This window comes from Pseudomonas sp. A-RE-22 (assembly GCF_019956035.1).
In the GTDB taxonomy this organism is placed as follows: domain Bacteria; phylum Pseudomonadota; class Gammaproteobacteria; order Pseudomonadales; family Pseudomonadaceae; genus Aquipseudomonas; species Aquipseudomonas brassicacearum.
The window spans coordinates 42,347-54,467 of record NZ_JAHBCZ010000024.1 but is presented as its reverse complement, the minus strand read 5'-3'; the positions used below and the strand labels follow the sequence as shown (position 1 = coordinate 54,467).

13 protein-coding genes are annotated in these 12,121 nt (G+C 62.8%); 5 read left to right on the top strand and 8 right to left on the bottom strand.

All coding sequences use genetic code 11. The annotated features are described in order from the left end of the window. Positions 1-15: 15 nt before the first annotated feature. Positions 16-618 (bottom strand): Yip1 family protein, encoded by a 603-nt coding sequence (locus tag KGA89_RS14130; RefSeq protein WP_223471861.1) that lies wholly within the window; start codon positions 616-618, stop codon positions 16-18. A gap of 280 nt (positions 619-898) precedes the next feature. On the opposite strand from KGA89_RS14130, the gene ttcA reads away from it, so the two are divergent. Together ttcA and KGA89_RS14120 are read left to right on the top strand one after the other, a co-directional pair. Next, positions 899-1,723 (top strand): tRNA 2-thiocytidine(32) synthetase TtcA, encoded by an 825-nt coding sequence (gene ttcA, locus KGA89_RS14125; RefSeq protein WP_038857410.1) that lies wholly within the window; start codon positions 899-901, stop codon positions 1,721-1,723. A 64-nt stretch (positions 1,724-1,787) separates the two neighbouring features. After that, positions 1,788-2,462 carry a DNA-3-methyladenine glycosylase I gene (locus tag KGA89_RS14120; protein WP_003204697.1) on the top strand — a complete coding sequence of 225 codons (675 nt, stop codon included), beginning with the start codon at positions 1,788-1,790 and terminating at the stop codon, positions 2,460-2,462. Positions 2,463-2,561: 99 nt separating this feature from the next. Here KGA89_RS14120 and KGA89_RS14115 read toward each other — a convergent pair whose 3' ends face one another. Genes KGA89_RS14115 through arsC form a run of 3 tightly spaced genes read right to left on the bottom strand, consistent with a single transcriptional unit; the run spans position 2,562 to position 3,935 of the window. Next, positions 2,562-2,987 carry a DUF2069 domain-containing protein gene (locus KGA89_RS14115; protein WP_223471860.1) on the bottom strand — a complete coding sequence of 142 codons (426 nt, stop codon included), beginning with the start codon at positions 2,985-2,987 and terminating at the stop codon, positions 2,562-2,564. Then, positions 2,980-3,585 (bottom strand): NAD(P)H:quinone oxidoreductase, encoded by a 606-nt coding sequence (gene wrbA / locus KGA89_RS14110; protein WP_003204695.1) that lies wholly within the window; start codon positions 3,583-3,585, stop codon positions 2,980-2,982. The genes KGA89_RS14115 and wrbA overlap by 8 nt, the downstream gene beginning before the upstream one ends. Then, complete coding sequence (arsC, locus tag KGA89_RS14105) at positions 3,582-3,935, bottom strand: arsenate reductase (glutaredoxin) (protein ID WP_027911883.1); 354 nt, start codon at positions 3,933-3,935, stop codon at positions 3,582-3,584. Before arsC ends, wrbA begins: the two co-directional genes overlap by 4 nt. Before the next feature lie 114 nt (positions 3,936-4,049). Between arsC and KGA89_RS14100 the strand changes: the two genes are divergently transcribed. Then, positions 4,050-4,517 carry a TlpA disulfide reductase family protein gene (locus KGA89_RS14100; protein WP_003204690.1) on the top strand — a complete coding sequence of 156 codons (468 nt, stop codon included), beginning with the start codon at positions 4,050-4,052 and terminating at the stop codon, positions 4,515-4,517. A 124-nt stretch (positions 4,518-4,641) separates the two neighbouring features. Here the strand turns inward: KGA89_RS14100 and KGA89_RS14095 are convergent, their stop codons facing one another. From KGA89_RS14095 to KGA89_RS14080, 4 genes are all read right to left on the bottom strand, one after another. Beyond that, positions 4,642-5,046: an META domain-containing protein gene (locus tag KGA89_RS14095; RefSeq protein ID WP_027911884.1), complete on the bottom strand. Its 405-nt coding sequence runs from the start codon at positions 5,044-5,046 to the stop codon at positions 4,642-4,644. Next, positions 5,046-5,480: a hypothetical protein gene (locus KGA89_RS14090; protein WP_003204688.1), complete on the bottom strand. Its 435-nt coding sequence runs from the start codon at positions 5,478-5,480 to the stop codon at positions 5,046-5,048. The genes KGA89_RS14095 and KGA89_RS14090 overlap by 1 nt, the downstream gene beginning before the upstream one ends. Positions 5,481-5,675: 195 nt before the next feature. After that, the gene (locus tag KGA89_RS14085; protein ID WP_027911885.1) at positions 5,676-6,665 is read right to left on the bottom strand and encodes a 2-hydroxyacid dehydrogenase; all 990 of its coding nucleotides are present in this window, start codon (positions 6,663-6,665) and stop codon (positions 5,676-5,678) included. Between the two features lie 90 nt (positions 6,666-6,755). After that, a complete protein-coding gene (locus KGA89_RS14080; protein ID WP_027911886.1) occupies positions 6,756-9,506 on the bottom strand; it encodes a response regulator in 2,751 nt (916 codons plus the stop codon). A 275-nt stretch (positions 9,507-9,781) separates the two neighbouring features. Here KGA89_RS14080 and cysM point away from each other — a divergent pair, with 275 nt between their 5' ends. Both cysM and rlmD read left to right on the top strand, forming a co-directional pair. Then, positions 9,782-10,684 (top strand): cysteine synthase CysM, encoded by a 903-nt coding sequence (gene cysM / locus KGA89_RS14075; RefSeq protein WP_003204682.1) that lies wholly within the window; start codon positions 9,782-9,784, stop codon positions 10,682-10,684. Then, positions 10,684-12,054: a 23S rRNA (uracil(1939)-C(5))-methyltransferase RlmD gene (gene rlmD, locus KGA89_RS14070; RefSeq protein WP_223471859.1), complete on the top strand. Its 1,371-nt coding sequence runs from the start codon at positions 10,684-10,686 to the stop codon at positions 12,052-12,054. Before cysM ends, rlmD begins: the two co-directional genes overlap by 1 nt. Positions 12,055-12,121: the final 67 nt, after the last annotated feature.

The window sequence follows — 12,121 nt, the reverse complement described above, 5'->3', positions numbered from 1 at the left end:
GACCTTTTCATTCCTTCAATTGGTATAGACCGGGCCGACGCCGAGCCCCCAGACAATCACCGTGAACGCCATGATGGCCACCAGCACCACCAGGCCGACGGCGAGCACCGAGCTGGAAAACAGAAAACCTTCGTCCTGGGGAATGTTCATGAACGTCGGCAAGCCCACATACAGCAGGTAGACCGTGTAGCAGATCGCCGCTGTGCCGACGATCATCCCCAGCCACATGTGCGGGTAGAGCGCCGCCAGGCCGCCGATGAACAAAGGTGTCGCGGTGTAGGTGGCGAACGCGACGCAACGGGCCAGGCTCGGATTGGCGTCGTAGGTGCGGGCCATCCAGTGGATGAAGGCGCCCATCACTGCCACACCGCCCAACATGGCCAGGTACGACATGACGGTCATCCATAGCGCACTTTCCTGGGTAAGCATGACCGGTGCACGATTGCCGATGACCCATCCCACCTGTGTGGTGCCGATGAACGCCGAAATCGCGGGAATGGCCGCCAGGATCAGCGTGTGGGTGAGGTACATGTGGCTGATGCTTTCCTCCTGATCGCCACGGATTTCTTTCCATTCTTGATCAGGGTGGGTAAAGAGCCCCACGACATGAGAGATCATAGTCAGTCACTCCTTTGTTATTGCCATCGCCCCCCAACGGAGCGCCTACGGGCCAAATGGCCGGGTAAGTAAAGGTCTGTAAGTGTGTGCGACCTTATGTCGCAGTATAGAAAGGAGTCACCCCGAGGGGGATGGGGGGCTTAGAGCAAATCGCGCTGTAAAGGAAAAGGCTAATCGCGGCTTGATCTGTGCGCGCAAACCTTGCAGGCAGGAACGTGCCACATCCGGGATTTTTTGCGTAAAATGCCGGCCTTTCGTCACACCTCACGGATTTCGCGTCATGGGCACTCTTACGGTCAACCAGAACAAACTGCAAAAGCGCCTGCGCCGCCAGGCCGGTGAGGCGGTCGCCGATTTCAACATGATCGAGGACGGCGACAAGGTCATGGTCTGCCTATCCGGCGGCAAGGACAGCTACACCTTGCTCGATGTGCTGATGCATCTGCAGAAGGTTGCGCCGATCAAGTTCGACATCGTCGCGGTGAACATGGATCAAAAGCAGCCCGGGTTCCCCGAGCATGTGCTGCCGGCCTACCTTCAGTCGCTGGGCGTGGAATATCACATCGTCGAGAAAGACACCTATTCGGTGGTCAAGGAACTGATTCCCGAAGGCAAGACCACCTGTTCGCTGTGCTCACGCCTGCGGCGCGGAACGCTCTACACCTTCGCCGACGAGATCGGTGCGACCAAGATGGCCCTGGGGCACCATCGCGACGACATCGTCGAGACCTTCTTCCTGAACATGTTCTACAACGGCTCGCTCAAGGCCATGCCGCCCAAGCTGCGCGCCGATGACGGGCGCAACGTGGTGATCCGCCCGCTGGCCTATTGCAGCGAGAAAGACATCCAGGCCTATTCGGATTTCAAGCAATTCCCGATCATCCCCTGCAACCTGTGCGGCTCCCAGGAAAACCTGCAGCGTCAGGTGGTCAAGGAGATGCTCCAGGAATGGGAACGCAAGACGCCGGGTCGTACCGAGAGCATTTTCCGCGGCCTGCAGAACGTCATTCCGTCGCAACTGGCGGACCGCAACCTGTTTGACTTCACCAACCTGCGCATCGATGAAAACGCCACGCCGCGGTTCGTCAATGTGGTGAATCTCTGACTCTACCGATAGTTATTACGGCGCTTGAAAGCGCCGTTTTCATTTCTAACCCCCAGGAGAGGGCATGCGCGATTACAAGTGGCTGCACGAGTACTGTCTGAACCGCTTCGGTTCGGCGGCTGAACTGGAAGCCCGTCTGCCGGTGCCCAAGACCCCGGCGCAACTGCGCAAGATCAGCGACGATCGTTACCTCTCGACCATGGCGCTGCGGGTCTTCCGCGCCGGGCTCAAGCACAGCCTGGTGGACGCCAAGTGGCCGGCGTTCGAGGAAGTGTTCTTCAAGTTCGACCCGGAAAAAGTCGTGTTGATGGGGGCTGAGCATCTGGAGCGATTGATGCAGGATACGCGGATCATCCGCCACCTGGGCAAGCTCAAGAGCGTGCCGCGCAACGCGCAACTGATCCTGGACGTGGCCCATGAAAAGGGCAGCTTCGGCGCGCTGGTCGCCGACTGGCCAGTGACCGACATCGTCGGCCTGTGGACCTATCTGAAAAAACACGGCCATCAGTTGGGCGGCCTGTCGGCACCGCGCTTCCTGCGCATGATGGGCAAGGACACCTTCACGCCCAGTTATGACGTAGTGGCGGCGCTCAATGCCCAGGAGATCATCGACAAAGTCCCCACCAGCCAGCGGGACCTGGCGACGGTGCAGAATGCCTTCAACCAGTGGCATGAACAGAGTGGCGGACGGCCGATGTCGCAGATTTCGATGATGCTGGCTTACACCGTCAATCATTGAAATCGCGTCGCGCCCATCGCGAGCAAGCTCGCTCCCACACTGGATCTTTGGCGTTCACAAACCCCCTGTGGGAGCGAGCTTGCTCGCGATAGCGGCCTATCAGGCGACGGAAGGCTCGCCTTCGCCCGCCAACCGCCGGTTCAACTGGAACCGCCACCGCACATACAACAACGCCGAGCAGAACACCGCCACGCTCGCCGCCATTTCCAGCACGCCGAACAACTGTCGGTTGGGGTCGTAGGCCGCCAGCGCACCCTTGATGAAATACAGGTTCACTACAAAGCACATCCACGAGTGTCCACGGGCGCTGCCGGTGAGCATGCCGGGGGCGAGTATCAGCAGCGGCACCAGTTCGATCAGCAGAATGACCCAGGGGCGCGCGCCGTGCAGGTCGGCGATCAGCAGGTAATAGGCGCTGAGCAACCCCACCAGGCCGAAAAAGCACAGCAGGCTGAGGATGCGGGCGATGCGTACGCGCGGTTCCAGCCATTGGATCGAAGGCAGGATCTTCGGCTTCTTAGCCACGGCCGTTCTCCAGCAACAGGGCGGTTTTCGCCAGGCGCAAACCCAAGGCGCGGCACAGGGCGACCTCATGTTCGTTCAAGCCGCTTTTGCCGTCGGCCCCGGCGTGATGGCTCGGGCCGTAGGGCGTGCCACCGCCCTGGGTGTCGATCAGGGCCGATTCGCTGTAGGGCAGGCCGGTGATCAGCATGCCGTGGTGCAGCAGCGGCAGCATCATCGACAGCAGGGTGGTTTCCTGGCCGCCGTGCAGGCTCGCGGTGGAGGTGAACACCCCGGCCGGTTTGCCCACCAGGGCGCCGGTCAGCCACAGGTTGCTGGTGCCGTCGAGAAAGTACTTGAGCGGCGCGGCCATGTTGCCGAAACGGGTCGGGCTGCCCAAGGCCAGGCCAGCGCAGTTCTTCAGGTCATCAAGGCTGGCGTAGAGCGGGCCTTGCTCAGGGATGTCCGGCGAAACCGCTTCGCACTCGGCGGAAATGGCCGGCACTGTACGCAACCTGGCTTCCAGCCCGGCCTGCTCGACACCACGGGCGATCTGCCGGGCCATTTCGTTGGTGGAGCCGCTGCGGCTGTAATACAACACCAGGATGTACGGCGTGGTCACGGCAGGATCTCCAGGATCTTCTCCGGCGGACGGCCGATCACGGCCTTTTCCCCGGCTTCCAGAATCGGCCGTTCCATGAGTTTCGGGTGGGCGGCGATGGCCGCGATCAACTGGGCCTGGCTCAGGCTTTCGTCGGCCAGGTTCAAGTCTTTGTATTCGTCCTCGCCGGTGCGCAGCAATTGCCGGGCGGTGATGCCGAGCTTGCCCAGCAGGCGTTCCAGGTGCGTGGCGTCGAGCGGGGTTTCCAGGTAGCGGACCACGGTGGGCGTCAGGCCACGGGCCTCCAACAGTTCCAGCGCACCGCGGGATTTCGAGCAGCGCGGGTTGTGATAAAGCGTCAGATCGGTCATGAGTGGGTCGCATCTTGCGTAAGGTGGCGGCTATTCTACTGTGCCGCGAAGCCCCTAGCACCTGAGAGAGGCGACGGGTCGCAGCAGCGTTCACATTCAGACAAGGATTGGCACATGGCAAGGCGATTGACGGCGGCACTGACATTCATCGGCATTTTGTTGCTCGCCGGCTGCGGGAACGACTACGGCGTGGACCAGAACGGCCAGGCCATTGCCTCGCAGCGGTTGGACAAACAGTGGGTGGTGCTCAACTACTGGGCCGAATGGTGTGCGCCGTGCCGTACCGAAATCCCGGAATTCAATGCCTTGGCCGAACAGCTCAAGGGCCGCAATGTCGGTGTGTTCGGGGTCAACTTCGACCAGGTGCAGGGCGAAGAGCTCAAGAGTGCCAGCGACAAGATGGGGATTCGCTTCACGGTGCTGGCCCGGGATCCGGCCGAGATCTTCGACCTTCCTCGCAGCGAAGGGCTACCGGTGACGTACATCATCGATAACAAGGGCAAGGTGCGCGAGCAGTTGCTGGGGGAGCAGACGGCGGCGGGGGTGATGGCCAAGCTTGAGGCGTTGCAAGCGCTCAAGTGATGATCGTTCCCACGCTCCGCGTGGGAATGCAGCCCGGGACGCTCTGCGTCCCAAAAGCGGAACGCGGAGCGTCCCCAGAGGCGTTCCCACGCGGAGCATGGGAACGATCAAGTGGGGCCGGAGCTCAGCCCTCTTCCAGCCACCAACGCAGCGGCTTGCCCTGGGCCGGCCAGAAGCGCATTTGCTCGATGGGCGAGATGTCCCAGCGCTCGACCTTTTCCAGGGCCTGCAAGAAGCGCGTTTCTTGCTCCATCACCGCCGGGGCGCAGAGTTTGCGTGTGCTGCCGATCTTGCCGAAGCTCAAGCGGTGACCTTCCAGGGTGTAGGGCGCGAACCAGTGGTTGCAGCCGCCGTTGCCATAGGCGCGACCGTCATCCCCAAGGGTGATGGTCAGGTGGCTGTAGTCCATCAATGGCCGTTCACCGATCCACTCCAGGATGTAGCTGCGGTTATGTTGCAGCTGCACAGGTTCAGCGGCACAGCCCATCAGGCTCATGCCGATCAACGCGGACAGGGCCAAACGTTTCATCAGGCGGCTTCCTGGCATTTCGGGCACAGGTGTTTTTCACCCACGGTGGTCCAGCCCAGTTCGGCGATTCGCGCGGTGGCGGCCGGTTTTTCGGCCTTGACGCCGAGCTTGGCATCCACGGCGAATTCGAAGCTCAGTTCCTTGGCGCAGCTGTCGCAGTTGACCTGCCAGGTGTGGATCGCCAGTTCGCCGAACACCGGGCCGGTGGTCATGGCCGTCCATTGGCCCATGGGCTTGAGCAGGTGCCGCACGGTGTCCACGGTCAGGCGCATGGACAAGTCCTTGCTGCCCTTGAGCGTGACGAGCAACACATCATTGGCCTGGATCGAACCGCCATTGCCGGTGACCTGGTAGCGGCCCGGCGCCAGCGCGCGGACTTCGGTCAAGGTGTGCTGAGGGTTCATCAGGGTGTAGCGGAAATCGTGTTCGGCCATGGGTCCTCCAAATAGGCGCGACATGCTAGCACGGGGCATGGCTTTGGATGCTCCATAAGGGATCTGACCGACGAAACTCCACCCTGTGGGAGCGAGCTTGCTCGCGAAGGCGGCGGACCAGTCAGTATCGATGTTGACTGACACACCGCTATCGCGAGCAAGCTCGCTCCCACAGGGTTTGTGCCGGCTCAAGGTTTAGCTGTCTACCAGGTTTTGCGGCGTGCCGGCGGTCCAGGCGGCGATGTTGTCCAGGGTGGTCATGGCAATCGCCGCCAGGGCTTCATGGGTCAGGAACGCCTGGTGTGCGGTGACGATCACGTTGGGGAAGGTCAACAGCCGGGCCAGCACGTCGTCCTGCAAGGGCAGGTCGGAGCGGTCCTTGAAAAACAGCTGGGCTTCTTCCTCGTACACATCCAGGCCCAGGTAGCCCAACTGGCCGCTTTTCAACGCCTCGATCAAGGCCGGTGTGTCCACCAGGCCGCCGCGCCCGGTATTGATCAGCATGGCGCCGCGTTGCATCGCAGCAAGCGATCGGGCGTTGATCAGGTGTCGGCTTTGTTTATTGAGCGGGCAATGCAGGCTGATGATCTGCGCCTGCGCGAGCAGCTCGGCCAAGGGCAGGTAGCGGGCGCCCAAAGCTTCGACCTGCGGGTTGGGGTAGGGGTCATAGGCCAGCAACTGGCAGCCGAAGCCGGCCATGATCCGCGCGAACGTCGCGCCGATCTGCCCGGTGCCGATCACCCCGACGGTCTTGCCCACCAGATCGAACCCGGTCAGCCCATGCAGGCTGAAATTGCCGTCCCGGGTACGGTTGTAGGCGCGGTGCAGGCAGCGATTGAGGGCCATGATCAATGCCACGGCATGTTCGGCCACGGCATGGGGCGAGTAGGCCGGCACCCGGACGATGCTCAAGCCCAGGCGTTGGGCGGCGAGCAGGTCGACGTGGTTGTAGCCGGCCGAGCGCAGGGCTATCAGCCGCGTGCCTCCTTCGGCCAGCCGCTCCAGCACCGGGGCGCTGAGGTCATCGTTGATGAAGGCGCACACCACTTCATGCCGTTCGGCCAGGGCCACGGTGTCGAGGTTCAGACGGGCGGGCTGGAATTGCAATTGAAGACCTGCGGGCGTCGGGGCCTTGGTGAAACTGTCGCGGTCGTAGGTCTGGCTGCTGAAAAAAATCACGCGCATGGCGGCCTCCTGGCAGAAAAAAAACAAGCCCGTAGGAGCTGTCGGAACGTGGATTTTCAGCGATTCCGGTTCCCTGGATCTTGCCCTGGATCAGGCGCTGATACGGGCCTCGCTGGCCAGGCGGTTGATGGCCCGCTCCAACTCTTCCAGGGCGGCGGTGGCCTTGGGATCCTGTTGCTTGAGCAGGGTTTCGCTGCGCTGGCAGGCCGCCCGCAATTGCGGTACGCCGCAGTAGCGGGTGGCGCCGTGCAGGCGGTGGACGCGTTCGATCAGTGCGTTGTGATCGTTGGCCTCGCTGGCCTGGCGGATCGCTTCGCGGTCGGCTTCCAGGGACGCCAGCAGCATCGCCAGCATGTCCGCCGCCAGGTCAGCCTTGCCGGCGGCCAGGCGCAGGCCTTCTTCGTGATCGAGCACCAGCAGTTCGCTGCCGCCCTGGGCATCGCCGCTGCGCTCCGGTGACTGGTTGCGCAGGGCCAGGCCAGTCCATTTGAGCACCACCTGGGCCAGTTGCCGCTCGCTGATGGGTTTGGTCAGGTAGTCGTCCATGCCGCTTTGCAGCAGGGCACGCTTTTCGTTGGCCATGGCGTGGGCGGTGAGGGCGACGATCGGCAGCGGCGTGCAGTGCCGCTCGCTTTCCCACAGGCGGATCGCCTCGGTGCTCTGGCGACCGTCCATGCCGGGCATCTGCACGTCCATCAAGACCAGGTCGAAGGTTTCCTTCTGCACGGCCTTGACCGCCGCATAGCCGCTTTCCACGGCCAGCACCTTGGCGCCCATGTCTTCGAGCAGGGTTTGCACCAGCAGCAGGTTGGCCGGGTTGTCGTCCACGCACAGCACTTTCGGGGCGCGGCTGGAAACCGGCTCGTGGGGTTCGCTGCGGGTCGGGCGCGGGTTGACCAGGTCGGAAAGCGCGCGGCGCAACTTGCGGGTGCAGGCCGGCTTGGCCTGGAGCTGGCTGTGAGGGTTGGGCACCGAGAGGTGGTACAGGGTCTGTTCGGTGGTGGGGCACAGCACGAGTACTTTGCAGCCCAGGTGCTCAAGATCCCAGATGTGTTGGTTGAGGCGCTCCGGCGGCATGTCGTTGCTGGTGATGCCCAGCACGGCCAGGTCGATCGCCTGATCGGTCTGGTGGGCGACGGTGATGCCGTTGGTCAGGCTTTCCAGGGTGTTGAACGGCGTCACTTGCAGGCCGCAGTCTTCGAGCTGGTGCTGCAAGGCCTGGCGGGCCAGTTCGTGATTCTCCAGCACCGCCACGCGCCGGCCCAGCAACGGCGGGCCGGGCAGGTCCTCGGCATCGTCGCGGGTCTTGGGCAGACGCAGGCTGATCCAGAACTCCGAACCTTCGCCCGGTGTGCTGTCGACGCCGATCTCGCCACCCATCTGTTCCACCAGGCGCTTGGAAATCACCAGGCCCAACCCGGTGCCCCCTGGTTGCCGCGACAGTGAGTTGTCAGCCTGGCTGAATGCCTGGAACAGCGCTCGCACATCCTGGTTGGACAGGCCGATGCCGGTGTCCTGGATGCTGATGCGCAATTGCACGCTGTCTTCGTGCTCGTCTTCGAGCATGGCCCGGGCGACGATGGTGCCTTCGCGGGTGAACTTGATGGCGTTGCTCACCAGGTTGGTGAGGATCTGCTTGAGGCGCAGCGGATCGCCCACCAGCGACAGCGGCGTGTCCCGGTAGACCAGGCTCACCAGTTCCAACTGCTTGGCATGGGCGGCGGGGGCGAGGATGGTCAGGGTGTCTTGCAGCAGGTCGCGCAGGTTGAACGGAATGCTGTCGAGCACCAACTTGCCGGCCTCGATCTTCGAAAAGTCGAGGATCTCGTTGATGATCCCCAGCAGGCTGTCGGCGGATTTCTCGATGGTGCCCAGGTAGTCGAGCTGGCGCGGGGTCAGTTCGCTTTTCTGCAACAGGTGGGTAAAACCGAGGATGCCGTTGAGCGGTGTGCGTATTTCATGGCTCATGTTCGCCAGGAACTCGGATTTGATCCGGCTCGCTTCCAGGGCTTCCTTGCGGGCCAGGTCCAGCTCGATGTTCTGGATCTCGATGGTTTCCAGGTTCTGGCGCACGTCTTCGGTGGCCTGGTCGATGCTGTGCTGCAATTCTTCCTGGGCGTTCTGCAAGGTACTGGCCATGCGGTTGATGCCCGAGGCCAGTTCGTCCAGCTCCTGGCTGCCCAGCGGCGGCAGGCGGGTTTCCAGGTGACCGTCCTTGAGTTGCGCCACGGCCTGCTTGATCTGGCTCAGTGGACGGTTGATCGTGCGGCCCATGCGCAGGGCCAGCAACCCGGTCAGGCACAGGCCGGCGGCGATCAGCAGCAGGCTGGCGAACAGGCTGCGATAGCCACGCAGCAACATGCCGCTGTGGGACAACTCCAACTCGACCCAGCCCAGCAGGCGGTCGGCTTCTTCGGGGATCAGTTCGCCCGCCAGGTTGCGGTGCTTGCCGAATACCGGCAGCAGGTAGCGCGTGGCGTCGTTGCCAGTGCGTTGCAGTAGCTGCGTGCTGTTGCCTTCCGGCGCCCGGTTGAGCATGGTCGGGCCGGCGTGGGCCAGTGGTATGCGGTCGGGGGCGAGGAAGGTTACGGCGCGCACGTCCGCCTGTTCGAGGGACTGGGTGGCGATGCGCTCCAGCAGATCGGTGTCCTGGCGGCTCATGGCTGGGGCGACCAGCGGCGCAAGTTGTTCGGCGATCATCTCGCCACGTTGCAACAACTGGGCGTGCAGGTCCGATTGCTGCATCCAGGTGAAATAGCCGCCCAGGACCAGCGCCATCAGGCTGGTCGGCAACAGGGTCAGCAACAGCACGCGGCCTTTGATTCCCAGTTTCTTGAGCACACTTGTCTCCTGCATCCAGCGTCTGATTGAGCGGTGCGCGCATCCGGCACGCATTACCTGCGCAGTGTAGCGATTTGCGGGCGGGCGATCTTCGTAAAATTCACAAGGCGATGGGCGCGCGGTCCATGGGATAGCCATCGAGGGAAAGCTAAGCGCGTGCTCGGCTTTCGCCTCGCTTATTCCCATAAGCCATAACCCCCTTACTTTGCGTGATATGGCCTGGCCAGGTTTGCCGGTATGATAGGCGCCCCCGCAGTCCGGATTGCGAATACGCCATGACTCTGCAGTACCCAACCATCGCCGATTGCGTCGGCAACACTCCGCTGGTCCGTTTGCAACGCTTGCCCGGCGTGACCACCAATACGCTTTTGCTCAAGCTCGAAGGGAATAACCCGGCGGGTTCGGTCAAGGACCGGCCGGCGCTGTCAATGATCACCCGTGGCGAATTGCGCGGGCAGATCCAGCCCGGCGACACGCTGATCGAGGCGACCTCCGGCAACACCGGTATTGCCCTGGCGATGGCAGCGGCGATCAAGGGCTACAAGATGATCCTGATCATGCCCGACAACTCCAGCGCCGAGCGCAAGGCGGCGATGACGGCCTACGGTGCCGAGTTGATCCTGGTGACTCAGGAGGAGGGCATGGAGGGTGCCCGGGACCTGGCCGAGCGCATGCAGGCCGAGGGTCGTGGCAAGGTGCTGGACCAGTTCGCCAACGGCGACAATCCCGAGGCCCACTACACCACCACCGGCCCTGAGATCTGGCGCCAGACCGACGGCACCATCACCCATTTCGTCAGCTCGATGGGCACCACCGGCACCATCATGGGCACCTCGCGCTACCTCAAAGAACAGAACCCGAACGTGCAGATCATCGGCCTGCAACCGATGGAAGGTTCGGCCATTCCAGGCATTCGTCGCTGGCCCGAGGAGTATCTGCCAAAGATCTACCAGGCCGAGCGCGTGGACCGCATCATCGACATGGCCCAGAGCGAAGCCGAGGACGTGACCCGTCGCCTGGCTCGCGAAGAAGGCATCTTCTGCGGCGTATCTTCGGGCGGTGCCGTGGCGGGGATGCTGCGTCTGTCCAAGGAAGTTGAAAATGCGGTGATCGTCGCGATCATCTGCGACCGTGGCGACCGTTACCTGTCGACCGGCATTTTCGACGCGCCCAACTGATGGCCAAGCAAGAAAGAGGCTTGCGCTTCCAACCCAGCGGCGGAAGCCGGGCCCCGCAAGTGCCCACCGGTAAAAAGCAGCGCTTGACCATCGAACGCCTGGCCAACGATGGCCGGGGCATTGCCTTTGTTGACGGGCGCACCTGGTTTGTCATCGGTGCCCTGGCCGGCGAAGAAGTCGAGGCGCGGGTGCTCGGTGCCCATGGCAAAGTGGTCGAGGCACGTACCGAGCGTGTGTTCCTGCCCAGTGAACTGCGTCGTGCGGCGCCGTGCATCCATGCCGGTCGCTGTGGCGGTTGCAGCGTCCAACATTTGCCCCATGACGAACAACTCGCCCTGAAACAGCGCATGCTCGCCGAGCAATTGTCGCGGGTGGCCGGGGTTGAGCCGCAAGAGTGGGCAGCGCCGTTGAGCGGGCCGGAGTTCGGTTATCGACGTCGCGCCCGGGTGGCGGTGCGCTGGGACCAGAAAGCGAAAAAACTCGAAGTCGGTTTCCGTGCCGTCGGCAGCCAGGACATCGTTGCCATCGGTGATTGCCCGGTGCTGGTACAGCCCTTGCAGCCGATCATGAGCCGTCTGCCGGAAATGCTGCGTCGCTTGAGCAAACCCCAGGCGCTGGGGCATGTGGAGTTGTTCGCCGGTTCGTCCCTCGCGGTATTGCTGCGCCACATGGCGCCGCTGTCGGAGGCCGACCTGACGATCCTCAAGGACTTCTGTGCGTTCCATGAAGCCCAGTTGTGGCTGCACGGTGAAGGTGAGCCGCGACCGGTGGAGCCTGGGCAGGCCCTGGGGTTCCGCCTGGATGCCTGGGACCTCGAGCTGGCCTACCGGCCGGGGGATTTCATCCAGGTGAACGCCGGGGTCAACGAGGCGATGATCGCCCAGGCCCTGCAATGGCTGGCGCCGCAAGCCGAGGAGCGGGTGCTGGATCTGTTCTGCGGCCTGGGCAACTTTGCCTTGCCGCTGGCCAAAAGCGTGCGCCAGGTGGTGGCCGTCGAAGGCGTGCAGACCATGGTGGAGCGTGCGGCGGCCAATGCCGTCAGCAACAATTTGAATAACACTGCCTTTTTTCAGGCCGATTTATCCCAGCCTCTGGCTGATGCCGAATGGATCGGCGAGGGCTTTTCTGCGGTACTCTTGGACCCACCCCGTGACGGTGCTTTCGAGGTGGTGCGCAAGCTGTCGTCCCTGGGTGCCAAACGGTTGGTTTATGTTTCGTGCAACCCGGCAACTTTGGCCCGGGATACGGTCGAACTGATCAAGCAGGGCTACCGGTTAAAACGTGCCGGGATTCTCGATATGTTTCCTCAAACGGCGCATGTCGAGGCCATGGCGTTATTTGAAGCGAGCCAGGATGGCTTGTCCGACTGACCCGTTCGTGCCAACCCGCCACAGCCCTGGGCGCAAACACGGGCATGAAGGTCAGCGAAGTTGACGC

What these genes read in the sequence shown, in the direction of transcription:
- KGA89_RS14130 (WP_223471861.1), bottom strand. Translation starts at nt 618, where the DNA reads ATGATCTCTCATGTCGTGGGGCTCTTTACCCACCCTGATCAAGAATGG.
- ttcA (WP_038857410.1), top strand. Translation starts at nt 899, where the DNA reads ATGGGCACTCTTACGGTCAACCAGAACAAACTGCAAAAGCGCCTGCGC.
- KGA89_RS14120 (WP_003204697.1), top strand. Translation starts at nt 1,788, where the DNA reads ATGCGCGATTACAAGTGGCTGCACGAGTACTGTCTGAACCGCTTCGGT.
- arsC (WP_027911883.1), bottom strand. Translation starts at nt 3,935, where the DNA reads ATGACCGATCTGACGCTTTATCACAACCCGCGCTGCTCGAAATCCCGC.
- KGA89_RS14100 (WP_003204690.1), top strand. Translation starts at nt 4,050, where the DNA reads ATGGCAAGGCGATTGACGGCGGCACTGACATTCATCGGCATTTTGTTG.
- KGA89_RS14095 (WP_027911884.1), bottom strand. Translation starts at nt 5,046, where the DNA reads ATGAAACGTTTGGCCCTGTCCGCGTTGATCGGCATGAGCCTGATGGGC.
- KGA89_RS14090 (WP_003204688.1), bottom strand. Translation starts at nt 5,480, where the DNA reads ATGGCCGAACACGATTTCCGCTACACCCTGATGAACCCTCAGCACACC.
- KGA89_RS14085 (WP_027911885.1), bottom strand. Translation starts at nt 6,665, where the DNA reads ATGCGCGTGATTTTTTTCAGCAGCCAGACCTACGACCGCGACAGTTTC.
- cysM (WP_003204682.1), top strand. Translation starts at nt 9,782, where the DNA reads ATGACTCTGCAGTACCCAACCATCGCCGATTGCGTCGGCAACACTCCG.
- rlmD (WP_223471859.1), top strand. Translation starts at nt 10,684, where the DNA reads ATGGCCAAGCAAGAAAGAGGCTTGCGCTTCCAACCCAGCGGCGGAAGC.